Source organism: Chryseobacterium sp. ZHDP1 (assembly GCF_018603435.1).
Taxonomy (GTDB): Bacteria; Bacteroidota; Bacteroidia; order Flavobacteriales; family Weeksellaceae; genus Chryseobacterium; species Chryseobacterium indicum.
On record NZ_CP075682.1, the window covers coordinates 995,424 to 1,020,520 of the forward strand.

Sequence of the window (25,097 nt, forward strand, 5' to 3'; positions counted from 1 at the left end):
AATGAAGAAAATAAAACTAACTGTTTTTTCCCTGTCTCTGCTTTATGGAGTGGCAGCGGCACAAAACACTGCGGTGGCAGAGCCTACCACCGGATCGTTATCCAATTACATCAATACGGCAGTATCTCCTGCAACGGGGGTTCCCAATATCGGTTTCCCTGTTTATCAGCTGGAAAGCATCCATAAAGATCTTCCGGTAAATATTGCTTTATCCTATCACGTTTACAATGCCAAAGCCCATATCCCTGCCAGTGAGGTAGGACAAGGCTGGTCGATGTTCGCTTCAGGGATGATAACGCGGCAGATTGTCTCCGAGCTGGACGAAATTACCGACGCTTCTTTCATAAATGAAGAACAGGCAGATATCTTCTTTTACAATATCCCGGGGCATTCCGGCAAATTTAAAATACTGAAAGATGCGGCTACCGGAAATTTTATGGTCAGCAATCTTACAGGTGAAAAGATCAGGATAGATTATGAAAGAAATACCTCAAGCAGCAAATTCATCATCAATACTTTTACCATTACCGATGATCTGGGATATCAGTATCTATTTCAGGATTATAATGTAGGGGTTATTAAAGATATAAGCTATAAGAATTACAAAACCTCATTCTTTCTTACAAAAGTAAAAGATCCTAACGGCACAGAGTTCATTAATTACAGCTACGATAAGAAGATCAAATACATGGGTACGTCTTCCATCATGAAGTACCAGTACTGTAAGATCAATACCATTTCTACGGCAAAAGGCAAACTGAAGTTCAGTTATCTCTATGACCAGATGAATGACGGAGAGATCGTGACTACCGATCCCTATACCCTAACTGCAGTAAGCCTCACCGATCCGGCAGACAGGCTGATCTCCAAATACCAGTTTACCTACGGAACCTCGTATGTTCTGGAAGATAACCTGCAGGGTTCCCCTTCCTGGAAGATCAGCGGAAGAAAAGCACTGACCGGAATACAGAAACTGGATAAAAACCTCTCACCAACGGAAGAAACACTTTTTGAATATGATGCAGACGGCTCTGACAGACAATACGGATACTATAGCGATACACGCTACGGGAACTTTCTGTGCGAAGGAACGCAGCCTGTAAATCCCAAAAAATACACCGTAGGACTCCTGAAAAAGATCACCTTTCCTACGAAAGGATCTGTAGTGTATAATTTTGAAGCAAATATGGTATATGTTGATAAAACAGCTCCGGATTATGCACAAAGTACAGATGACCTGGAAATCAATTACTACGATACCACGAACGTTATTCCTTTTGATACCAATACCTCAAGCCATTATTCCTTTACGGTAACCGGAGATGCCCAGTACCTGATCCCGGGAGTGATGGAGGTGTACAACCTTACCAATCCCCATGGGGATATCATCCCTTTCACTTATACGGTGAGAAATGCCGCAAACCAGACCTTAATAAAAGACAGCTCCTGCAGTACCGTTCCGATCTTTACCCTGTTCCCCGGAACCTATACGGTAAGCATGACCGGAGGAGGCAATGGTTTTCTCAGCCTCTACAAAAAGAAAACAATGCCCGCACCCTACAGGAACGAACATCCTGTAAATGCAGGGGCAAGGGTAGAAAAGATCCGGTCTTTTGATGAAAACGGGGTGCTGGTGAAAACAAAAACATTTGATTACCAGTTGTTTTCAGATGCTTCGAGTTCAGGTGGGACTTTTTTTAATAACGAACAGGATGATTTAAATGGCTTTCTGCTGTATAAGAACGTAAAGGAAACGGAAATAGCAGGAACCGAAAACAACGGCTACATCAAATATTACTTCAAAACACCCAATGATTATATATTGCCTGCCAACACATCCTATATTCCCTATTACAATTTAACATCAGAAGGTATTCTTGAAAAAAAGGAAGTATATAATAAACTGAATCAGAAAACCGAATCTTCACTGTACGAATATACATTTCAGGAGATTCCGGGAGCGCCTGAGAGATCTATCCAGATGGGAGCTACAAAACCCGCATGGCTGCAGTACAGCAAACAGACGGAGATTGTCTATCCGGATAATAACTCCTCTTACGCTACCATTAAAGAAAGGACCTTCCATCCGGGCAATTTTCAGGAAATGCTTGTTAAAACGACAGCTCAGGACGGCACCGTGAGTGAAGCTTCTACAAAATATGCCGCAGATCTGGGGAATACCCGTCTGGTAAATAAAAATATGCTTTCCGTCCCTTTGCAGACCGAAGTGAAAGCAGACGGCACCGTGATGACCAGGATTACCACGAAATATGACAGCAGCAGCCATTTTTATCCTACCTCTATCGAAACAACAGACCTGAACCAGACGGCGGAAACTTCCGTGACCTTCGATCTCTACGACAGCAACGGAAACCTCGTACAGACCACCGACAAAGCAGGAAATTCCGTAACCACAATATGGGGATACCAGAACAGTCTTCCCATTGCACAGATTGCCGGAGCGAAATACAGTGATATTTCTTCCCTTTCTGTGATCTCTGCCGCCATATCGGCATCCAATGCTGATGCGGCAGATCCTGCCAATGAAGGAGCTTTGCTTACTGCGCTCAATGCCCTGCGCACAGATTTCCAGCTTCAGCAGTATTCCATCACGGCGTACACCTATGATCCGCTGGTTGGGGTTACCAACTCTGTATCGCCCAACGGCATCAGAAACACCTTCCAGTATGATGATTCCGGAAGATTGCTGCGGGTGAAAAACAGCGAAGGACAGGTGATTAAAGAAAATCAGTACAACTATAAACATTAATGAGCATGAAAAAAAGTTTTAATATATTCAGCCTTTTGTTTGTTGCAGGGTTATCCTATGCACAAACCACGGGGCTTTCCACAGACCATAACTTCATCTATACCAAAAACTGTCTGAATGAAGACTGCAGCCGGAAAACCGAAGCCGTACAGTATTCCGACGGGCTGGGAAGGGCGAAGCAGGTCATCAGCATCAAGGCATCCCCTAGCGGTAAAGACATCGTGATTCCTTCGGAATACGACAGCTTTGGAAGACAGCTGAGATCTTACCTTCCTGTTCCGCAGACGGGAACCCAGAACGGGGCAATCTATACAGATCCGAAAGCAAATGCTGCCCAGGCTTATGGCTCAGATCCGTATTTCTACAGCGAGTCGGTACAGGAGAATGCTCCCGGCGGCAAGCTCCTTTCCCAGAGAAAACCGGGATCGGATTATCTGGGGCATTCCGTACAGTATGGCTATGGGGTAAATGCCGCAGACGAAGTAAAAAAATATACCGTAACGACCTCATGGTTGAACGGAGCAACCAGCAATGTGGTTACCCCTGCCGGAAACTATGGCGCAGGAGAGCTGATGAAAACTTCCGTTACGGATGAAGACGGACACCAGACCACCGAATATAAGAACGGAAAAGGACAGACCGTACTGGTAAAAAAACAGAATACGGAAACCTACTACCTCTACAACAAATACGGGCAGCTGGCTTATGTAATTCCCCCGCTGGCTGCCTCCCAGCCGTTAACGGGAACAGTGCTGGATGAACTTTGCTACCAGTACCGCTACGACAGCAGAAGCAGGCAGGTAGAGAAGAAACTCCCGGGAAAAGGATGGGAATACATCGTGTATGATACGCAGGATCGTGTGCTCATGACCCAGGATGCCAATATGGGAGCTTCCCGACAGTGGCTTTTTACCAAGTACGACAGGTTCGGAAGAACGGTATACACCGGAATATTCACCAGTGCACAGAACTATGGCAGCGAAGGAAGACAGGCAGAGCAGAATACTGCCAATGCTGCCGCTGTCTCTCAAAACGAGAGCAGAAACCCGGGAGGATTCAGCGCCAACGGCGTAACGGCTTATTACACCAACAGCGCATACCCCACCGCGTTTACCAGGATCCTGAGTATTAACTATTTTGATACCTATCCAGCAGAAACACCTGCAAGACCTTCCCAGGTATTTGGCAAAAACACCATTGGCGATAACCCTGCCATGGCGGTGAATACCAAAAACCTTCCTACGGCTTCTTATGTGAAGAATATAGAAGAAGATAACTGGACGAAAAGCTACATCTGGTACGACGAAAAAGCAAGAGCAATAGGCAGCCACTCCGTCAATCATTTGGGTGGATATACCAAAACAGAATCTGAACTCGATTTTTCCGGGACGCCTCAGAAAACAAAAGTCTATCACAAAAGGCTTTCCTCAGATACCGAAACAATAATAACCCAGATTTATGAATACGACAGCCAGAACAGGCTGAAAAAGCAATGGCACCAGGTAAACAGCCAGCCTCAGGAACTGCTGTCCGAAAATACATACAATGAGCTGTCCCAGCTTTCTAACAAAAAAGTTGGAAACAACCTGCAAAACATCGACTACGCCTATAACATCCGTGGATGGATGACCAGGATTAATGATCCTTCCGGTCTCAACGGAAAGCTGTTCGGGTATGAGGTGAAATATACTGATCCGCTGAATACCTCCGCGTCCGCCAAATACAACGGAAACATTACCGAAGTAAACTGGAAGACATCTACTGACGGGGTTTACAGAAGATACAATTATACTTACGATGCTCTGAACAGGCTTTTGCAGGGGACTTATTCTGAACCTTACAATTCGGTAACGTCCAATAATTACTTCAATGAAAACATCAGCTACGACAGCAACGGGAATATCAAAACCCTGAAAAGGTTTTCCAGACCTTCTTCCGGTACCATTGCCGAGAAGATCGACGATCTGGTGTACAATTATGAAAACAGCAACCTGAGCAACAGGCTTGCCAGCATCAGCCTTCCGGCAGGAGTTGCCAATAATGCTTCCGGTTATAATGCTTTGGGCTACACGATTGGGTATGATGCCAACGGAAACATGACCAGCCAGCAGGATAAAGGTATTTCAGCCATCCAGTACAACCTGCTGAACCTTGCCAGTGTAATGACTACAGCGCAGGGTACCATTTCCTACACCTACGCAGCAGACGGTACCAAACTGAGAAAAGCCGCTACTTCAAAAACGGTAGATTATCTTGACGGCTTCCAGTATGAAACCTCACAAAGCACGACTTCATTACAGTTTATCCCAACGGCTGAAGGCTATTTCGATTTTGTAAAAAATAAGTATATTTACAGCTATAAAGACCATCTGGGAAATGTGCGTTTAAGCTATTTTAGAAACACCAATGGCAGCGCAGAAGTTCTTGAAGAAAACAATTATTATCCGTTTGGATTAAAGCATGAAGGCTATAATGCTTTGGCAGGAAACAATTCTTACCAGTATAAATACAATGGGAAGGAATTACAGGAAACCAAGATGTTGGATTACGGATGGAGGCAGTATATGCCGGAGCTTGGAAGATGGAACGGGATGGATCAGTTGGCAGAAACGTACAATTCTGTTTCTCCATTTGCTTATGTAGGCAATAACCCCATTGATATGTTTGATCCGGATGGAAGGCTTACACAGGCACAAACTGATTATATTTGGAATAATTCTGGTCAAGGAGTTACAAGTTGGTCATTTAATAATGACGGAAGCCCAAAATTGAATTCCTTTAATTATATGAATGATTCTGACTCCCAAAGTTTGATAAAATCATTTTATGCGGCAGCATCCGGAGAGGGATCTTCTACCATTCATTATTGGACGGGAAACTCAACTGCTACTGCTTATACAAGTAATAATGAATTATTTGGCGATCATAATTTTGGTACTTTACATCAATTGACAATCAAAATTGAAAATGGGACGCCATTTGATGCCTACAAGAATTGGGCTGATTGGGGATCTACCACCTTAGGGGGAGGATTTAAATATATTTCCGAACAGAGAACAGCTCTTTATAATAGCGGCTACTGGATTGATAATCTCGGACAAATGAGAAGTATTACCTATGCTGGAAGAGGTAGAGGATCATCTTTAATAGGATTAAGAAGTGACTATTTGCGAAATACTGTTATGCTTGGGAAATATGCAAAAAGAGCTGGATATGTAGGTTATGCAATTAGTGCCGCACAAATTAGCTATGGAGTTTATAAAGATGGTGGAAAATTTGGTGTTAGAGCTCAGGTTGCAACTGCAAATGTAGCGGGAGGAATGGCAGGAGCTGCTGTGGGTGCATGGTTAGGAGCTAAAATATTAGCGCCTATTGGAGGTGCAATTGGTGTTGCTTTTTTTGGAGTAGGAGCTGCTCCAGGGGCTGCCATTGGAGGAGCAATTGGTGGTATTGTAGGAGGAATTTTAGGAGGTGTTTATGGTGGTGATTATGCTGAAGGAGTCGCTAGCAGAATTTTAAACAAACCTGACTATTAAATTAAAATGAAGGCAGTAAAAATAAAATAGTAAAATATATGGAAAGAGTTTGGAATTATATACATTATACAATTTTCAATTTTTATATAAGAGTTTATAAATTATTATCATATATAGATCCTTTTAGGCTCATTTATAAAATACCTGCCATAAGAAAATTTTATGCTAAAGGAGGAATCGAGGATATGAATCAATTTACAGATGAAGTTATTTTTAATAATAAAGTATCTGGGCTACATAGCATTTGGGCAGGTGTTCAAATGGGAGGCTTAATAATTCTTATAGAATATGGGATATTTAATATTTTTCAAGCAATACTAGGAAAATCACTAATTCAATATGTTTGGGAACCCGGCAATTCATATAAATGGATTTTTATAATAGTATTGTTAGTTTTACCTTGGATCATTAATGAAAAATTGTTATTTAAAAATGATAAATATTTAAAATATTTTGATGAATTTGATATAGAGACTAAAAAAGTAAAACGGAAATGGGCTTGGATTAGTTTTGGAATTATAATAGGAATTTTAACGTTTTTTGTTTTAAGTTTTGTTCTATTATCAAAAATATATTAGATGAACTCATTTAAACTTTTTGCTTTTCGCTCTCGCAGATTTGCAATCCGTTAGTAATAATAAAACTCCACCGCTTTAAGGTGGGGTTTTTTACTCTTTTCTAGTAAGTATGAAAAAGGGATAATTTTATAAAACTTAAATTATTCAGAGAAGGATATTATAAAAGTTTAAATAATGTAAGTTATTCTCGATCAAAACCTGAAGGAACCCTTATTGGTGCTACAATTGGCGGTGTAGTTGGCGGTATTGTTGGTGGAGTTTGGGGAGGTGATATTGCAGAAGGCATCGCGAGCCGTGCATTGAATAAAGCAGATTATTAAATATAAATATAATGAATACAATTGAAATAAAAGGTAGCAAAACAAAAATAATGTTATTGTTATCTGCCTCACTAATTTTTATTTTAATAGGCATCTTTTTAGCAGTTGATCCTAATAAATTTGCTTCTGTGATATTTAAAAATGAGATTTTTATACGTATTGTAGGAATTTTAACAATAATTTTTTTTGGATTTTGCTCAATAATTTTAATAAAAAGTTCTCTTGTACAAAAATTTAATCTTATCATTAACGAAAAAGGCATTATTGACAATTCTAGCTATACAAGTGTAGGTATGATTTTTTGGAAGGATATCACCTCAATAAAAAGCATTAATATTATGTCAACAAAATTTTTAATTATTAATGTAAAAGATCCTAGTAAATATTTAAACTCACAGAGAGGAACAAAGAAAAAATTATTAGAGAGAACCTGTAAAATATATGGCACGCCTATTTCGATTTCTTCGAATACATTAGTTTATAATTTTGATGAATTAGAAAAAATTATTTCAAAATTTCATAATAAATATAAAATTCAGTAAGCTTAATAAGAGTTCTAAATACATCGTATTCAGCTCTAGCGGATTTGTAATCCGTGAGCAATAATAAAAGAGGCTGTCTCAAAGGACAGTCTCTTTGTTCTATAATTTAGTTTCGCTCTCTAATAGAAAATTAACAATAAATATTAAAAATAGGGAAAACCCCATATTTTAATTGATTAAAAATTTATACTTTTGAAAATAATAAAGACCATTTAGGGATCACTTAAACGGCAGCGCAGAAGTTCTTGAAGAAAACAATTTCTACCCTTTTGGGATGAAGCATGAAGGATATAGCCAGACTGCAGGAAACCCTTCTTACAACTACCAATACAGCGGGAAAGAGCTTCAGAAGGAAACAGGCTGGAGCGATTTTGGAGCAAGGATGTACATGAGCGACATCGCAAGATGGGGCGTTATTGATCCTTTAGCTGAAACAACGACAAGGGTAAATCCGTATAATTATGCACTGAATAATCCTGTGATGTTTATTGATCCGGACGGAAGAAAAGCTTTTGCTCCCGAACCGGTTGAAGATAACGTACCACGAGGAGGACTTGCTGATTTTTATTTAAGGGGAGGAAATGGATCTTATGCATCATATAATGAGTTCTTAGGAAATGATATGCTTCTTTTCTACAAAGGAGCCAATGGTGCTTATGGTGGTGGTGGTGGAAGTTCACCTACTGAAATAGGCATTTATGGAAAATTCGCGCAAGCTGCATTTGATCTCTTAAAAGAATCAATGAAGGGACAATTAAATTTAACATTTAAAGATGGAATGGTTAGTGGCTCAGCAGTTGAAGGAGCGACTTTGTCAGAGGCAGCTAGTTGGCTGTTGGAAGCGATTAAAAATCCAGATATTAAAGTTAGATTAGACACTGTTGCCGGTTTTTATTTTTATGATCCAAATTTAAAAAAAGATGTTTACTTTGAAGGAGATGCATTTAGGGGAAGTTTTATTTATAATAATAAGACTGTAGCTACAAATATTGTAAGTACTGAAGTTATTAAAGGATTTGATTTTATAACCAAATCTCCTAATGGAACGGGGGTATTACATGCGGCTTTAGAAGCATATATTGGAGGAAAATATTTTCCTGATAGTATGAAAACGGCTGGTAAAGATGGGACGTTTGGTCCAGACAATATACCCTATTCAGCTTCTCACGATTGGGCTGCATGTTTAGACAAAGAGAATTTTAGAAATACTCCTGCTAATTATAGGTTGATGCCAAACGAGGTACGTCTAAATGGTAAATTGCAAAGTATTTCACCATATTTTTATAATAAAACAACGGGAGAAATATTATATAGATTCGGAACTGTAAAATATTAAGTGCAAATTATGAAATATTTATTTTTAATTTTATTTAGTGCTATTGGCATTCAATGTACTGTGAAAAATGAAACAGCCTATTTTGACCATAGATTTGTTGTTATAGACGCAAAAATTTTTAAAATTGAAGAGAAAAGCAATATGATAGTTTATCATTTTAAGAATACTAAATTAGCTGGCATTTTTGCGAGTGAAAAAAAATGTGATCAATCATTAAAATCGTGGAAAAAAATTAAATTAAATAAAAGCTACAAACTCATATTAAGCCCCATGATTATTGCTAATACAAGAGCTTCAGCCTTTGATATAACTATCAATGGAGACTTTATTTGGAGTAGTGATATGAAAGAAAAATATTATGATAATTGTAATAATGTTTGTGGTAATAAAATATATGAAATTAAATAAGAATTATGAATTAATATTAGATGTACCAATAAATGCCAAACCCGATCTCGCGGATTTATAATCCGTGAGCAATAATAAAGAACCCACCGCAATGCGGTGGGTTTTGTGTTTTATAGTAAAGCAAAACTTACTTATAGGCTTTTCTTGCATTAAAATCTCTTATGGTAAGATCGAGAAATCTTATTACCAGAGCTTTGTCTTCTTCGCTCATCTCCTGTATAGCTTCAAATTTTTTCAGAAGTTCCTTATCTTTAATAGCAACTGTTTCATCGTTCAGTAACGCATCACTTGAAACTCCTAAAGCATCGGCAATATTTTTAAGCGTATCGGCAGGCGGAATACTGCTTCCCAGTTCGTAACGGGAAAGGCTTTTGTTATTTACCTGAGACTTTTCTGCAAGCTCCTGATCTCGCGGATTTGTAATCCGTGAGCAATAATAAAAACCCCACAGCAAAATTGCGGTGGGGTTTGTTCTATAATTTAGTTTCGTTCTCTAATAGAAAAACGGAACAACAAATCTTAAAGAATTATTTTCAATAAAAATAGAGAAAGCACAATATTTTATGATTTAAAATTTATACTTTTGAAAATGATAAAGACCATTTAGGGATCACTTCAATGGCAGCGCAGAAGTTCTTGAAGAAAACAACTTCTACCCTTTTGGGATGAAGCATGAAGGATATAACCAGACTGCAGGAAACCCTTCTTACAACTACCAATACAGCGGAAAAGAGCTGCAGAAGGAAACAGGCTGGAGCGATTTTGGAGCAAGAATGTACATGAGCGACATCGCAAGATGGGGCGTTATTGATCCTTTAGCTGAAACAACGACAAGGGTAAATCCGTATAATTATGCACTGAATAATCCTGTGATGTTTATTGATCCGGACGGAAGAAAAGCTTTTGCTCCCGAACCGGTTGAAGATAACGTACCACGAGGAGGACTTGCTGATTTTTATTTAAGGGGAGGAAATGGATCTTATGCATCATATAATGAGTTCTTAGGAAATGGTATGCCTTTCTTTTACAAAGGTTCCGGCTCTGACGGCGGTGGCGGCGGTGAAAACGGAGTAAACGCAGACAATTCAGATGATGTTGTTTCGGCATATTATGAAGCATTATCTTTTCTTGGAGTAAAACAAAATTCTGGAGAATATTTTAAAGATATTGATTTTTCAGGTTATGGAGATACTGATCCTCATGACATCATCATTAGAAATAGAAAAGGACATATTATGTACCGAATTTTATCCAAGACTGTTTACAAAGACGTAAAAATTGATACAGATATAGAAATTGGAAACCCAATGACAGTTAATTTGGAGGATTATGAAAAGATGGGGGCACATGCTGTCGGATTTAGTTTAGATTATAGTGCTACACTGGGAGGGGGACCAAATGGAGGACTTGCATTTGTTTATTTTATGGCTGGAGGTGATGCTGGAAGTGGCTATGTTTATGGATATACTGGAGGAAATACTGGCTTTGAAGCATCTATTGGCGTTAGTAAGTTTTATGCAAAGTTCGTTGACAAAGAATTAAAAGATAACTTTAATGCTGCTGGTTATGCTGGAAAATCTTCAGGTCATGGTTTTGGAGTTGGAGTTTGGGGATATTCAAAATCTTGGGGTAATAGAACAAATGATGGAGAATTATGGCCAGGACAAAAAAGTAAAACAACTTGGGTTACAATATCTAATGGTGCTGCATATGGAGAGATGGGAGGGAAAGTATTTTGGTCAAATTATAAAATATTAAAAAAAGTTTTCTAAAATGAAAAAAAGAGACTTAATATATCTTGTGTTGATATTATTTGCTACAGGATTCATGTTGTTTTTATTCCTTTATTTTCCTAAAAATGAGAATAAATTTATTATTGCAGACATTAAAACTGAAATATATGGTAAAATAAAGAAAAAAGTTGCGGTTAGAAAGGGTCTTTTAACACATGCAAAAATTTCAAGGTATAAAAAATCAGATACTTTAGTTCTGTTAGGAATAGAAAATAATAAGCTTGTAGACATTGGTGATAGTATTCTAAAACATAAAAATTCTCCATTTTTCTATATCTTACAAAAAGGGAAAAATCCTAAAAAATTAAAGTTTGTTTCAATATCTAAAAGTATATTAAATGATAAAAATTTTCCTAAAGAATGGAAAGATAGCTGTAAAACTGTTTGGAAAAGTGTAGTTATTGATGATTAACCCGCTCTCGCGGATTTGTAATCCATGAGCAATAATAAAGAACCCACCGCATTGCGGTGGGTTTTGTGTTTTAAAAATCTTAAAGAAATAAAGTAGACACTAATTTCTATTAGCTGTCTGTTTTATTTTTATGTTAATAAATATCTCTTAAAAAAATCAATATATTTACAGCTATACAGACCATTTGGGGAACATTAGAGTAAGTTACTTTAAAAACACCAATGGCAGCGCAGAAGTTCTTGAAGAAAACAATTTCTATCCTTTTGGGATGAAGCATGAAGGAATATTTATTGGAGGCAGGATTGGATTATACATAGAAATTAATATAGTTAAAATGAAAACAAGAATACTTAGTTTAATACAAGCGATAACAGCTATAATCATTTTTGCTTTTAGAATATTTTATAGCCCATCCAATAAAAATATTTTTGATAATATGAATAATCTTTTTAATTATAAAATGCCGGAAATTAAGTCCGTGATATATTTTTTTCTAATTATGTCTCTTTTTGCAAGTGCATTTTTAATTAAAAAAAATATTACTAATCAGATTATCCTATGTGTTTTGATAATACTTAATTTATTTATTATTTTTTTATCAATCAGAGTATGGTAATAATCCAGAGCTCTTTCCTGAGCAGCCGTCGGAACGGGTTTATTTTCTACAGCCGGTCTTATAGCTGGAGCTATATTTGTGCCTACAATGATTGGAGAGCCAGAATTTAACTGAACAAGGCAGTCAAAATAAAGTATTCCATATGTTAAGATCAGAAGACATTTTTAAATTAATTAAAAAAGAAAGAAATTTCTTAGGAAATATTGATCAATATAAAATTAAAATCAGCAATAGTGATAACTTTGATAGAGATAACTTAATAGGAATATATAAAATTAGACAATATAGCGCTACCAGAAATGGTAATGATAATTTATCACAAGAAATAGGTACTCTAATACTAAATTTAGAAAATTATTCTAATAGTAAACTGAGGTTTGTAAGTGTATTAGGGAAAAAATATTACGGAATTTTTTTTCTGAGTGAAAATTGGAATGAAGTTGTTGGATACTTAGAACGTGAAATTGATGAAAGCGAATTTACAAGTATGAATTCAATTGATTGATTAAAAAGTGCCTGATTTTACAAGAAGCAAAGGAATAGTTTTTAAATACCAGCAAATTCTTTAATATTTTATGGCTTGACAGGAATGCCTGTATTTAATCCTGAGATTCCAAATTATGGACAAATATACCCTGCAATTCCTATAAATGTGGGGACATTTAGGGCATTAATCCAAACTACTGCCCCGGCTTGGCAACCTGTAAAATAAATCATATGAAAGAAAGAGACTTAATTATAAAACAAATTCAGGAAAAATTAGAAATTGAACTAAGACCAGAAAATATTTCCAAGATGACCTTGGATGAATATAGAGATTTTATTATTTCAATATTTGAGTCTATCAATTTATATAAGGATAAATATCTTTTGACATCCTTGGACTTCAGGGAATTTGCAAATGATTTTGTTTACAATTATGAAGATGATGGTTATGAAGATAATTGTAGCGAACGCGTAAGATTTTTTATGGATGAATTAGCGATTATATATACTTATAATCCACCATTTTTTTGGGATTCTAATTTTGAGGATTTCAAATATAAAATGAAAAGACATGTCACGAAAGGTAATGGTTTGTAAAATAGTTAAGGGAATTACATGGAAGAAAGAGATAGTATTATAAGAAAAATATTAGACGAATTATATATTAAATTTGATCCGAAAAATCTATATCAGTTGACTCTGGATGAATATGGTGATTTTTTAATTTCAACATTTGAATATATAAATTTATACAAAGACAAATATCATTTAAGTAAAAAAGATTTTGTAGAATTTAATAAGCTTATTCATCATAAATATAATTATGACGAATATGAAGATAATTGTTGGGAAAGAGTTGCATTTTTTATGGACGAGTTAATATTCTGTTTTTCTACACGTCCTCCATATTTTTTTGATTCTAATTTTGAAGATTTTAAAAATAAAATAAGAAAAGATATGACTAAAGGTAATGGTTTATAAAATGCACCGGATCCCCAGATCTCGCGGATTTGTAATCTGTGAGCAATAATAAAGAATCCACCGCTTTTCGGTGGTTTTTGTGTTTTATAGCGTAGCTGGTTTTTGGCAAAAAAATCTTTAAACTTTTTATGGGTAAGCATTTTTTCCACGAGCTGGAAAATAGTTTGCTTGTCTTCCTCTTCGAGCTGTTGTATTAATCTGATCTGTTCGAGTTCCTTTTTATCTTCCGCTCTCGCGGATTTGTAATCCATGAGCAATAATAAAAGAGACTGTTTCAAAAGACCAGTCTCTTTGTTCTATAATTTAGTTTCGCTCTTTAATAGAAAAATGAAACGATAAATTTTAAAATAGGAAAAACCCGATATTTTATTGATTTAAAATTTATACTTTTGAAATAATAAAGACTATTAATTAATAGTAGTAGTAGTAGTAGTAGTATCTATTACCTTAATATGAAAGAAATAATTGATAAAAATTTACATTTGATTGTAATTTCAGCACTTGTTATTTTAGTTGGCTATTGGTATCTAAGTTCCTTAAATGGTCTTAAGAATATATCAAAAAGGAAAAAATATACCCTAGCAGTAGCCACTAGCGATTGGCATCATAAAAATAATAACGGTATAGGTGTAGATTATGAATATTTTATAGATAGTAGAAAATATTATAATACAATAAATCTAGATTTAAAAAAAGGGCAAAAATATCTTTTAGTTTTTGATTCGCTACATCATGAAAATAATGTTCTTTTAGATATTTATCCAATGGATGATTTTTTATCCCCTCCCACGAATGGATGGAATATAAAAGAGTTACCAATATACGTAGATACTGTCAAGATTAATAATTCAATTTTAGAAACCAACTAAATATTCTAAAAAAAATCTAATCAGGAAGGTGTATGAGGTTTTTCATTTTATTTTACGATAGCAGATCAGGAAATGTAAAAAACTTTGCATACATTTTTTGGTTCCGAAGATGTATTACTCTTTTATAATACAAAAACAACAATCCTGAAAATGGTTGCCAAAGACGGTTAATGAGCAATACCCATAAGATTAAACAGACTTTTCCCATGCGCTTAGTTATAATATTCCGCTTACTGTTTGTTATTATCAGATGAAAAGATCATAAAATGTCCATAAATACGCAATGAAAGCTTTAAATATTGAGCCTTAAATTAATGATCTGTTGCTCTTTCGAGCTTCTTCCTGTAACAAAATAGGAAACAAAAAATCAGCCTGTAAAGACTTCCAAAGCGCAAAAAAGTCTTGGGGATAGTAAATCTTTCCGATGAAAAGATTAATAAGATATACAAAGAACAATGAAACTACTAACAATTATTCTTCTAACATTGTGTTCATTTGCTTTTTCGCAAGAACATGGAGTTGATTCAAAAAATATTATTTATGGTGAAGTATTAGGGAATAGTGATCAGCTATTTAGTGCCAATTATGAACGTAATTATAGTTTGTCAAGAGATAATAGGTTTAGGATAGCGGGAAGAGCTGGAATTGGGTTTGGTTTTGCTGATCAGGCAAAAAATGATATGACCCCAAGATATAGTATACCTGTTCAGGTAATAGTATTATATGGAAATCATAATAATGTGGAATTTATTTTAGGGGTTACGCCTACTTTTGGGAAGAACTTCACAAACACATTAAAAGATCCTGCTGTAACTTATAGAAAGTCTGAAAATATGTACTATGCGGGGGTAGGTTATCGGTTGATTGCTACGGGTGGTTTTGTGGTGAGAGTGAACCCTATGATAGAATTTCCAAGTGTAAATAACAGAAAAGCAGGATTCGTCTTAGGAGTATCTTTAGGATATGCTTTATAAGATGCCGCTCCCTTTCAGGAACAGAAGTTTCAATAAAAAAACATCTGTGAAGGAAAAACTTCATAGAAGGATCTAAGAATGTAAGTTGTTTTCCATAACTTCTTTATTGTAAGAAGAAATCTCACCTTTCCCAATTAAATACCTCGTTGAGATGCAATCAATCCTTTAGTGGAACATCGAGAAGATTGAACCCTTATTCATGATGATAATCCCGTAAGCTAATCATTCAATAATTTGGCAGCCCCCCCTACCCTTTCGGATAAGGATTTCAAACCAATTACCCTACAAAAGCAGGCTTCCTATCCATAAAACTGGGGAAATAATTGAATTTAACTAAGCAGGGTTCTTAACATCTCCACAACCATCATGAAGTCTCAAAAACAGCACAGGACCCATCTGCAAAAAGGTTTAAAATCCTCGTCTTAAATTTCTAAACAATTTACTTAAGGGCACTTTAAACAATTTCTGGGCAAAATATCTTTATAAAACAATCATAATCACTAAATTTGTGAGTCTTAAAAAAATCAAATAATAAATTACAGTATAATGTCAGACAAATCAAAAATCTATTACACCCTTACGGATGAGGCTCCTATGTTGGCTACACACTCGTTTTTACCGATTGTAAAAGCTTTCACAAAATCTGCAAACATTGAGATCGCCGTTCCGGATATTTCTTTGGCTGGAAGAATTTTAGCAAACTTCCCGGAATTTTTGAAAGACGATCAGAAGATCGGCGATGCTTTGGCTGAATTGGGTCAGCTGGCAACTCAACCTGACGCAAATATCATTAAATTACCCAACATCTCCGCTTCTGTGCCACAGCTGGATGAAGCAATTGCTGAACTGCAGTCCAAAGGTTTCGCGGTACCGAATTATCCAGCTGAACCTAAAAATGAAGACGAAAAAGCAATTAAGGCTAAATATGCCAAAGTTTTAGGAAGTGCCGTAAATCCTGTATTAAGAGAAGGAAATTCTGACAGACGTGCTCCAAAAGCCGTTAAAAACTACGCAAAAGCAAACCCTCACAGAATGGGCGACTGGGCTTCTGACAGCAAAACAGATGTTGCCCATATGAACTCAGGTGATTTCTACGGTACTGAGACTTCAGTAACGGTAGAGAATGCTACAAAATATAAAATCATTTTCAAAGGAAATGACGGTTCAGAAACGCAACTGAAAGACTTCGCTAATCTTCAGGCAGGAGAAGTAATTGATTCTTCCGTAATGAATCTGAATGCTTTGAAGACTTTCGTACAGGAAGCGATTGAAGAGGCAAAAAACAGAAACGTTCTTCTTTCTGCGCATCTTAAAGCAACCATGATGAAGATCTCCGATCCTATTATTTTCGGAGCCATCGTAGAAACGTTCTTCAAAGAGGTTTTCACAAAATATGCAGAGACATTTAAATCTTTAGATGTTAATCCAAACAACGGTCTGGCTGATCTTTTCGAAAAAATCAAAGGAAATACTCAGGAAGCAGATATTAAAGCAGATATTGAAGCGGCTTTGGCAAACGGTCCAAGAGTAGCAATGGTAAATTCTGATAAAGGAATCACGAATTTCCACGTTCCTTCAGACATCATCGTTGATGCTTCTATGGCTGCATTGGTAAGAGGAGGCGGAAAAATGTGGAACAAAGACGGAAAAGAAGAAGATACGGTTTGTATCATTCCGGACCGTTCTTACGCAGGTTTCTATCAGTCTGTTATTGATGATATGAAAGCACACGGAAAATTAGATCCTACTACAATGGGTTCTGTTCCGAACGTTGGTTTAATGGCTCAGAAAGCTGAAGAATACGGATCTCATGATAAGACATTCCAGGCTTCTGCAGAAGGAACTATCGAAGTTCAGGACGAAAACGGAAACGTACTTCTTTCTCAGAAAGTTGAAAAGGGAGATATTTTCAGAATGTGCCAGACGAAAGACGCTCCGATTCAGGACTGGGTAAAATTAGCTGTCAACAGATCCAGATTATCTGATACTCCGGCTATCTTCTGGTTAGACAAAGGAAGAGCACACGACAGAGAAATCATCAAAAAAGTTGAAAAATACTTAGCAGATCACGACACTACCGGTCTTGACATTAAGATTCTTGATGTAAAAGATGCCATGACGGAAACGCTTAAGAGAGCAAGAGAAGGGAAAGATACCATTTCTGTATCCGGAAATGTATTAAGAGACTACTTAACCGATCTTTTCCCGATTCTTGAACTTGGAACTTCTGCTAAAATGCTTTCTATTGTTCCGTTAATGAACGGCGGAGGATTGTTCGAAACCGGAGCAGGAGGTTCTGCACCAAAACACGTTGAACAGTTCATCGAAGAAGGCTATTTAAGATGGGATTCTTTAGGGGAATTCCTTGCTTTACAGGCATCTTTAGAGCATTTGGCACAAACTCAGGGGAATACAAAATCTCAGGTTTTAGCAGATGCACTGGATGAGGCTAATGCTAAATTCTTAGCTACCGATAAATCGCCTGCAAGAAAAGTGGGACAAATCGACAACAGAGGTTCTCACTTTTATCTGGCAATGTACTGGGCTGAAGCTTTGGCAAACCAGACTGCTGATGCAGAATTAGCGGCACAATTCGCTCCGATTGCAGAGGCAATGAAGGAAAACGAAGAAGTGATTAACGCAGAATTAATTGGTGCACAGGGAAAACCTCAGAACATTGACGGTTACTATAAAACAGATACGTACAAAACGTACGCTGCCATGAGACCGAGTACGGTTTTAAATGAAATCATCGACGGAATTTAATTTCGTTTTTATTAAAATATCCTTTAGCCATAACCGATTGTACTTCGGTTGTGGCTATTTTTTGTAAGTCTGTAAATCAGCTTGGCTTACTTAATCGAACGCTTTTCGTCGAATCCGCCTATGCTTTTCCTGCAGCGGATTTCAAAACTATTGTCTTTGGGCTAACAAGAATATATGTGAATTGCTTTGACTCAGCCCTAGCTTAATCAAATGCTTTTCGTCGAATCCGCCTACGCTTTTCCTGCAGCGGATTTCAAAAATTATTATCTTTGGGACAGCAAAGGTTTAATGTGAATTGCTTTGACTCAGCCATAGCTTAATCAAATGCTTTTCGTCGAATCCGCCCGCGCTCTTCCTGCAGCAGATTAAAAAATTATTATATATGGGCAGCAATAGTTGAATGTGAATTGCTTTGACTCAGCCCTAGCTTAATCAAATGCTTTTCGTCGAATCCGCCTACGCTTTTCCTGCAGCGGATTTCAAAAATTATTATCTTTGGGACAGCAAAAGTTGAATGTGAATTGCTTTGACTCAGCCCTAGCTTAATCAAACGCTTTTCGTCGAATCCGCCTACGCTTTTCCTGCAGTGGATTTCAAAAATTATTATCTTCGCGATGAAGGACAACGTCAACCCATGTGAAGCGCATCATTACTTTGTTGTGAATTGCTTTCAAAAATTATTATCTTCGTGATGAAGGACAACCCATGAATTATCATATTATACTCCGAATCAGTTGTGAATTGCTTTCAAAAATTATTATCTTCGTGATGAAGGACAACTTAAAAATAAAATAAAAAATGGCTTGGGCTGTTGTGAATTGCTTTCAAAAATTATTATCTTCGTGATGAAGGACAACACAAAGAGATAATTAAGATGATAACAGAAAGTTGTGAATTGCTTTCAAAAATTATTATCTTCGTGATGAAGGACAACCCTTTCCTCAGCCTTTGCGCATCCATTCATGTTGTGAATTGCTTTCAAAAATTATTATCTTCGTGATGAAGGACAACATCGTAGGTCTGGGGAATGTTACCAATTACGTTGTGAATTGCTTTCAAAAATTATTATCTTCGTGATGAAGGACAACGTCCATGCGCAATCCTTGCCATCTAATTGCGTTGTGAATTGCTTTCAAAAATTATTATCTTCGTGATGAAGGACAACTTTATAGTTTTATTTGAACATGAAAATCATGTTGTGAATTGCTTTCAAAAATTATTATCTTCGTGATGAAGGACAACAATAAACCAATGAATAAAGACGAATTAATAGTTGTGAATTGCTTTCAAAAATTATTATCTTCGTGATGAAGGACAACACAGAAACAGATAAATACGGCAACTACGGAGTTGTGAATTGCTTTCAAAAATTATTATCTTCGTGATGAAGGACAACGAAATTAAAGTTATTGTGATTGATGCGATTGTTGTGAATTGCTTTCAAAAATTATTATCTTCGTGATGAAGGACAACTCCAATAGATGATTAATTTCTGATTTGTTGTTGTGAATTGCTTTCAAAAATTATTATCTTCGTGATGAAGGACAACAATTTGTGGCAATTAAAAATCATCTTTATGGTTGTGAATTGCTTTCAAAAATTATTATCTTCGTGATGAAGGACAACAATTGTTATAAATCTGCTTCATTATCTCAAGTTGTGAATTGCTTTCAAAAATTATTATCTTCGTGATGAAGGACAACGAGCTTTTCTAAGTAATGCTGTAAGCTAATGTTGTGAATTGCTTTCAAAAATTATTATCTTCGTGATGAAGGACAACGCACATATGATTTAATTTTCAATCTTTTACGTTGTGAATTGCTTTCAAAAATTATTATCTTCGTGATGAAGGACAACTTTGCGAATCTAAGTCTCTTATAATATCTTGTTGTGAATTGCTTTCAAAAATTATTATCTTCGTGATGAAGGACAACAAACAAACTTTTAAATTAAGAATTATGCCAGTTGTGAATTGCTTTCAAAAATTATTATCTTCGTGATGAAGGACAACTTACACGGAAACGGGAGACGAATTTAGAGAGTTGTGAATTGCTTTCAAAAATTATTATCTTCGTGATGAAGGACAACGGTACTTTTGTAGGCATGGCGCGGATGAAGTTGTGAATTGCTTTCAAAAATTATTATCTTCGTGATGAAGGACAACATAATATCAAGCGAATAAGATGAATTTTACGTTGTGAATTGCTTTCAAAAATTATTATCTTCGTGATGAAGGACAACCGCTTTTGGAATGACTTTAAGTGAAACCTCGTTGTGAATTGCTTTCAAAAATTATTATCTTCGTGATGAAGGACAACATTATGATCTAAGCTAATCATGGATAGAAAGTTGTGAATTGCTTTCAAAAATTATTATCTTCGTGATGAAGGACAACATGCACGCTGTAATTTTCGTTAACGATTCGGTTGTGAATTGCTTTCAAAAATTATTATCTTCGTGATGAAGGACAACAAAGAAAAGCTTTATAAACTCCATTGTTATGTTGTGAATTGCTTTCAAAAATTATTATCTTCGTGATGAAGGACAACAATTAAATCTAACTTTTCTTTATACTTCATGTTGTGAATTGCTTTCAAAAATTATTATCTTCGTGATGAAGGACAACTCTACCTGATTTTTACTCCCGGTGATTGTTGTTGTGAATTGCTTTCAAAAATTATTATCTTCGTGATGAAGGACAACGCAATGCTCCTATCGCTGCGCTTATGGTTCGTTGTGAATTGCTTTCAAAAATTATTATCTTCGTGATGAAGGACAACTATATCTAATTCTCAAAATACTGTAGAGTAGTTGTGAATTGCTTTCAAAAATTATTATCTTCGTGATGAAGGACAACAAAACTACGAAAGTCTTATACCACCACGAGGTTGTGAATTGCTTTCAAAAATTATTATCTTCGTGATGAAGGACAACTAGGTTAGGTTAAGGAAATACGGGATCTTGGTTGTGAATTGCTTTCAAAAATTATTATCTTCGTGATGAAGGACAACTTTACCTTTTTTCATTTTTATTTGATTTTAGTTGTGAATTGCTTTCAAAAATTATTATCTTCGTGATGAAGGACAACCACGGAGGGCGATCTTTATGAGTTGGCAGCGTTGTGAATTGCTTTCAAAAATTATTATCTTCGTGATGAAGGACAACTTTGTGAAAATTTATTTGTCGCTCCTACTTGTTGTGAATTGCTTTCAAAAATTATTATCTTCGTGATGAAGGACAACTCCCGCGTTATTCGGGTGAATATTGTCTCCGTTGTGAATTGCTTTCAAAAATTATTATCTTCGTGATGAAGGACAACTTGTTATTCGGTTGGAATAGCTGGACCTTTGTTGTGAATTGCTTTCAAAAATTATTATCTTCGTGATGAAGGACAACAGAGGTCGAAGATCCTTATTTATTCTCAATGTTGTGAATTGCTTTCAAAAATTATTATCTTCGTGATGAAGGACAACGGTAGAATACTTTTTTGATCCAAATTGCATGTTGTGAATTGCTTTCAAAAATTATTATCTTCGTGATGAAGGACAACATGCCTACTCTATTCGACTTTATTGACGCAGTTGTGAATTGCTTTCAAAAATTATTATCTTCGTGATGAAGGACAACACTGGATAAAAACCCAAATCAAACGACAACGTTGTGAATTGCTTTCAAAAATTATTATCTTCGTGATGAAGGACAACCAATTTTTCTAAGTAGTGTTGTAGACTTATGTTGTGAATTGCTTTCAAAAATTATTATCTTCGTGATGAAGGACAACGGGGTATCAACCACACCTTCTTGTATTCCAGTTGTGAATTGCTTTCAAAAATTATTATCTTCGTGATGAAGGACAACGATATAATTGCATTATTTATCAGTTCGTTAGTTGTGAATTGCTTTCAAAAATTATTATCTTCGTGATGAAGGACAACAGCGCTTCGAATTGGCAAACCGAATACTATGTTGTGAATTGCTTTCAAAAATTATTATCTTCGTGATGAAGGACAACAGAACAGAGAAGGCTTATTTTATCTGATAAGTTGTGAATTGCTTTCAAAAATTATTATCTTCGTGATGAAGGACAACTACCTACGAAAATAAACAATGGTCCGAATCGTTGTGAATTGCTTTCAAAAATTATTATCTTCGTGATGAAGGACAACAAAATTAAATCAAAATAGTATTTATTTATCGTTGTGAATTGCTTTCAAAAATTATTATCTTCGTGATGAAGGACAACATCTTATGGATCCGACAAATTAAATAATCCGTTGTGAATTGCTTTCAAAAATTATTATCTTCGTGATGAAGGACAACGTCATTTCAGACAGCTATGGCAAAAACGCAGTTGTGAATTGCTTTCAAAAATTATTATCTTCGTGATGAAGGACAACAAATTTACCCAGAGCAGGTCCATTCAGAAGGTTGTGAATTGCTTTCAAAAATTATTATCTTCGTGATGAAGGACAACGCTTATGGTAAGATCATTAACAAGATTGCTGTTGTGAATTGCTTTCAAAAATTATTATCTTCGTGATGAAGGACAACTATCCAGATTTGATGAAGCCGATAGACTACGTTGTGAATTGCTTTCAAAAATTATTATCTTCGTGATGAAGGACAACCAGTTTGAGGTACTTGTAAAAGCCTTGAAAGTTGTGAATTGCTTTCAAAAATTATTATCTTCGTGATGAAGGACAACTACAGAAATGCGAAATTAGCTACAGTGATTGTTGTGAATTGCTTTCAAAAATTATTATCTTCGTGATGAAGGACAACGCTTGTTACGCCGTTACCGAAATAAAAGTGGTTGTGAATTGCTTTCAAAAATTATTATCTTCGTGATGAAGGACAACATTGTTGTTTCATTTTACGTAGTTTTCTAAGTTGTGAATTGCTTTCAAAAATTATTATCTTCGTGATGAAGGACAACACCCCTCTTATTCATTTTACCAGCGCTAATGTTGTGAATTGCTTTCAAAAATTATTATCTTCGTGATGAAGGACAACGTTCTGACATTTGCGTCCATGAATTCAGGAGTTGTGAATTGCTTTCAAAAATTATTATCTTCGTGATGAAGGACAACATCAATTACTTCACCTCCTTTGAACTGCCGGTTGTGAATTGCTTTCAAAAATTATTATCTTCGTGATGAAGGACAACTTGTTGGAGCTTTTCTAGATAATGCTGCAAGTTGTGAATTGCTTTCAAAAATTATTATCTTCGTGATGAAGGACAACGAAGAGGACCAATTCAAACTACCGGCAGAAGTTGTGAATTGCTTTCAAAAATTATTATCTTCGTGATGAAGGACAACCCTACCGTTCTTGTACTTTTCAGTTGGATGGTTGTGAATTGCTTTCAAAAATTATTATCTTCGTGATGAAGGACAACACCATTCCAAAGGCACCTATAAGGAATATAGTTGTGAATTGCTTTCAAAAATTATTATCTTCGTGATGAAGGACAACTTTATAATTATCGTGATATCGCACTCTGGTGTTGTGAATTGCTTTCAAAAATTATTATCTTCGTGATGAAGGACAACGCGACCGTTTTTGTACTTTTCACTTGCGTGGTTGTGAATTGCTTTCAAAAATTATTATCTTCGTGATGAAGGACAACAGGAACTTTAGTTGGCATAGCACGGATGAAGTTGTGAATTGCTTTCAAAAATTATTATCTTCGTGATGAAGGACAACACTCACGCTAATTTCATTTTTCGAATTTCCGTTGTGAATTGCTTTCAAAAATTATTATCTTCGTGATGAAGGACAACCTCAAAAAATAATCCATTGGTTTTCAATGGATTATTTTATATTTTAAAAATAACAAAATCTCTAAAAGTTAATTATAATCTATCTCTAATTATCTTTTTTGATTTTCTATTTGGGAATTGCTTTGACTCAGCCAAATCGAATCCAACGCTTTTCGTCGAATCCGCCTACGCTTATCCGGCTGCGGATTTCAAAATTATTATCTTCGTGATGAAGGACAACCTCAAAAAATAATCCATTGGTTTTCAATGGATTATTTTGTATTTTAAAAATAACAAAATCTCTAAAAGGTAATTATAATCTATCTCTAATTATCTTTTTTGATTTTCTATTTGAGAATTGCTTTGACTCAGCCAAATCGAATCCAACACTTTTCGTCGAATCCGCCTACGCTTATCCAGCTGCGGATTTCAAAATTATTATCTTCGCGATGAAGGGCAAGCTCAAAAAATAATCTACTGGTTTTCAGTAGATTATTTTTATTTTCAGGATTTAAAATTCAGAACAATTCGAGTTGTTGGAAGGTCGGTGGCGGTTCTTCTTTATTTCTGGCAAAAAAAATTTCGATGTCTCCAAACTGTTTATCGGTAATGCACATAATGGCTACTTTTCCGGCTTTAGGAAGCATAAATTTCACTCTTTTGATGTGTACTTCTGCATTTTCGCGGCTCGGACAGTGTCGTACATACATCGAAAACTGAAATAAGGTAAACCCGTCATCAATCAAAGCTTTCCGAAAACGGTTCGCATCTTTCATATTCGCTTTCGTTTCGGTCGGGAGGTCATATAATACTAAAACCCACATAATTCGGTATGCATTAAACCTTTCGGCGTTCATTTTTGGTGACTATTGTTTGTTTATCGTAACGTTTGCAGCCCGACCTGAGTGGAGCTCTTTTTGCAGATTTTTGTCCTTCGGCTCCGCTCAG

Annotated in this window: 16 protein-coding genes and 1 CRISPR repeat array; of the genes, 13 read left to right on the forward strand and 3 right to left on the reverse strand. The window is 35.9% G+C overall.

Annotated features, from left to right (window positions below; all coding sequences use genetic code 11):
* Position 1 precedes the first annotated feature (1 nt).
* From KKI44_RS04500 to KKI44_RS04525, 6 genes are all read left to right on the forward strand, one after another.
* Positions 2-2,770, forward strand: a complete 2,769-nt coding sequence (locus tag KKI44_RS04500; RefSeq protein WP_214590029.1) for a hypothetical protein — start codon at positions 2-4, stop codon at positions 2,768-2,770.
* A 5-nt stretch (positions 2,771-2,775) separates the two neighbouring features.
* Positions 2,776-6,306, forward strand: coding sequence for a DUF6443 domain-containing protein (locus tag KKI44_RS04505; RefSeq protein ID WP_214590030.1), 3,531 nt, complete (start codon positions 2,776-2,778; stop codon positions 6,304-6,306).
* Positions 6,307-6,344: 38 nt separating this feature from the next.
* On the forward strand, positions 6,345-6,884 hold the full coding sequence (locus tag KKI44_RS04510) for a hypothetical protein (RefSeq protein ID WP_214590031.1): 540 nt from the start codon (positions 6,345-6,347) through the stop codon (positions 6,882-6,884).
* A gap of 331 nt (positions 6,885-7,215) precedes the next feature.
* Entirely contained in the window at positions 7,216-7,746 is a 531-nt protein-coding gene (locus KKI44_RS04515) for an STM3941 family protein (RefSeq protein WP_214590032.1), read from the forward strand.
* Between the two features lie 274 nt (positions 7,747-8,020).
* The gene (locus KKI44_RS04520; protein WP_214590033.1) at positions 8,021-9,082 is read left to right on the forward strand and encodes an RHS repeat-associated core domain-containing protein; all 1,062 of its coding nucleotides are present in this window, start codon (positions 8,021-8,023) and stop codon (positions 9,080-9,082) included.
* Positions 9,083-9,091: 9 nt separating this feature from the next.
* On the forward strand, positions 9,092-9,490 hold the full coding sequence (locus KKI44_RS04525) for a hypothetical protein (protein ID WP_214590034.1): 399 nt from the start codon (positions 9,092-9,094) through the stop codon (positions 9,488-9,490).
* Between the two features lie 127 nt (positions 9,491-9,617).
* Here the strand turns inward: KKI44_RS04525 and KKI44_RS04530 are convergent, their stop codons facing one another.
* Positions 9,618-9,944 carry a helix-turn-helix domain-containing protein gene (locus tag KKI44_RS04530; protein ID WP_214590035.1) on the reverse strand — a complete coding sequence of 109 codons (327 nt, stop codon included), beginning with the start codon at positions 9,942-9,944 and terminating at the stop codon, positions 9,618-9,620.
* A 211-nt stretch (positions 9,945-10,155) separates the two neighbouring features.
* Between KKI44_RS04530 and KKI44_RS04535 the strand changes: the two genes are divergently transcribed.
* The 4 genes from KKI44_RS04535 to KKI44_RS04550 all read left to right on the forward strand — a co-directional run bounded on the left by KKI44_RS04535 (position 10,156) and on the right by KKI44_RS04550 (position 13,394).
* Positions 10,156-11,262 carry an RHS repeat-associated core domain-containing protein gene (locus KKI44_RS04535; protein WP_214590036.1) on the forward strand — a complete coding sequence of 369 codons (1,107 nt, stop codon included), beginning with the start codon at positions 10,156-10,158 and terminating at the stop codon, positions 11,260-11,262.
* A gap of 1 nt (position 11,263) precedes the next feature.
* A complete protein-coding gene (locus tag KKI44_RS04540; RefSeq protein WP_214590037.1) occupies positions 11,264-11,695 on the forward strand; it encodes a hypothetical protein in 432 nt (143 codons plus the stop codon).
* A gap of 758 nt (positions 11,696-12,453) precedes the next feature.
* A complete protein-coding gene (locus KKI44_RS04545; RefSeq protein WP_214590038.1) occupies positions 12,454-12,816 on the forward strand; it encodes an enoyl-CoA hydratase in 363 nt (120 codons plus the stop codon).
* 212 nt (positions 12,817-13,028) lie between these two features.
* The gene (locus KKI44_RS04550; RefSeq protein WP_214590039.1) at positions 13,029-13,394 is read left to right on the forward strand and encodes a hypothetical protein; all 366 of its coding nucleotides are present in this window, start codon (positions 13,029-13,031) and stop codon (positions 13,392-13,394) included.
* A gap of 224 nt (positions 13,395-13,618) precedes the next feature.
* Here the strand turns inward: KKI44_RS04550 and KKI44_RS04555 are convergent, their stop codons facing one another.
* Positions 13,619-14,029: a hypothetical protein gene (locus KKI44_RS04555; protein WP_214590040.1), complete on the reverse strand. Its 411-nt coding sequence runs from the start codon at positions 14,027-14,029 to the stop codon at positions 13,619-13,621.
* Positions 14,030-14,230: 201 nt separating this feature from the next.
* On the opposite strand from KKI44_RS04555, the gene KKI44_RS04560 reads away from it, so the two are divergent.
* The 3 genes from KKI44_RS04560 (at position 14,231) to KKI44_RS04570 (ending at position 18,387) form a co-directional block, all read left to right on the forward strand.
* Positions 14,231-14,647: a hypothetical protein gene (locus KKI44_RS04560; RefSeq protein WP_214590041.1), complete on the forward strand. Its 417-nt coding sequence runs from the start codon at positions 14,231-14,233 to the stop codon at positions 14,645-14,647.
* 455 nt (positions 14,648-15,102) lie between these two features.
* On the forward strand, positions 15,103-15,621 hold the full coding sequence (locus KKI44_RS04565; RefSeq protein ID WP_214590042.1) for a hypothetical protein: 519 nt from the start codon (positions 15,103-15,105) through the stop codon (positions 15,619-15,621).
* A gap of 546 nt (positions 15,622-16,167) precedes the next feature.
* Positions 16,168-18,387 (forward strand): NADP-dependent isocitrate dehydrogenase, encoded by a 2,220-nt coding sequence (locus tag KKI44_RS04570; RefSeq protein ID WP_214590043.1) that lies wholly within the window; start codon positions 16,168-16,170, stop codon positions 18,385-18,387.
* Between the two features lie 656 nt (positions 18,388-19,043).
* Positions 19,044-24,170: direct repeats of the CRISPR family, unit length 47 nt; unit sequence GTTGTGAATTGCTTTCAAAAATTATTATCTTCGTGATGAAGGACAAC.
* Between the two features lie 497 nt (positions 24,171-24,667).
* Here KKI44_RS04570 and cas2 read toward each other — a convergent pair.
* On the reverse strand, positions 24,668-25,006 hold the full coding sequence (gene cas2 / locus KKI44_RS04575) for a CRISPR-associated endonuclease Cas2 (protein ID WP_007842732.1): 339 nt from the start codon (positions 25,004-25,006) through the stop codon (positions 24,668-24,670).
* Positions 25,007-25,097 lie beyond the last annotated feature (91 nt).

What these genes read in the sequence shown, in the direction of transcription:
- KKI44_RS04500 (WP_214590029.1), top strand. Translation starts at nt 2, where the DNA reads ATGAAGAAAATAAAACTAACTGTTTTTTCCCTGTCTCTGCTTTATGGA.
- KKI44_RS04505 (WP_214590030.1), top strand. Translation starts at nt 2,776, where the DNA reads ATGAAAAAAAGTTTTAATATATTCAGCCTTTTGTTTGTTGCAGGGTTA.
- KKI44_RS04510 (WP_214590031.1), top strand. Translation starts at nt 6,345, where the DNA reads ATGGAAAGAGTTTGGAATTATATACATTATACAATTTTCAATTTTTAT.
- KKI44_RS04515 (WP_214590032.1), top strand. Translation starts at nt 7,216, where the DNA reads ATGAATACAATTGAAATAAAAGGTAGCAAAACAAAAATAATGTTATTG.
- KKI44_RS04520 (WP_214590033.1), top strand. Translation starts at nt 8,021, where the DNA reads ATGAAGCATGAAGGATATAGCCAGACTGCAGGAAACCCTTCTTACAAC.
- KKI44_RS04525 (WP_214590034.1), top strand. Translation starts at nt 9,092, where the DNA reads ATGAAATATTTATTTTTAATTTTATTTAGTGCTATTGGCATTCAATGT.
- KKI44_RS04535 (WP_214590036.1), top strand. Translation starts at nt 10,156, where the DNA reads ATGAAGCATGAAGGATATAACCAGACTGCAGGAAACCCTTCTTACAAC.
- KKI44_RS04540 (WP_214590037.1), top strand. Translation starts at nt 11,264, where the DNA reads ATGAAAAAAAGAGACTTAATATATCTTGTGTTGATATTATTTGCTACA.
- KKI44_RS04545 (WP_214590038.1), top strand. Translation starts at nt 12,454, where the DNA reads ATGTTAAGATCAGAAGACATTTTTAAATTAATTAAAAAAGAAAGAAAT.
- KKI44_RS04550 (WP_214590039.1), top strand. Translation starts at nt 13,029, where the DNA reads ATGAAAGAAAGAGACTTAATTATAAAACAAATTCAGGAAAAATTAGAA.
- KKI44_RS04555 (WP_214590040.1), bottom strand. Translation starts at nt 14,029, where the DNA reads ATGGATTACAAATCCGCGAGAGCGGAAGATAAAAAGGAACTCGAACAG.
- KKI44_RS04560 (WP_214590041.1), top strand. Translation starts at nt 14,231, where the DNA reads ATGAAAGAAATAATTGATAAAAATTTACATTTGATTGTAATTTCAGCA.
- KKI44_RS04565 (WP_214590042.1), top strand. Translation starts at nt 15,103, where the DNA reads ATGAAACTACTAACAATTATTCTTCTAACATTGTGTTCATTTGCTTTT.
- KKI44_RS04570 (WP_214590043.1), top strand. Translation starts at nt 16,168, where the DNA reads ATGTCAGACAAATCAAAAATCTATTACACCCTTACGGATGAGGCTCCT.
- cas2 (WP_007842732.1), bottom strand. Translation starts at nt 25,006, where the DNA reads ATGAACGCCGAAAGGTTTAATGCATACCGAATTATGTGGGTTTTAGTA.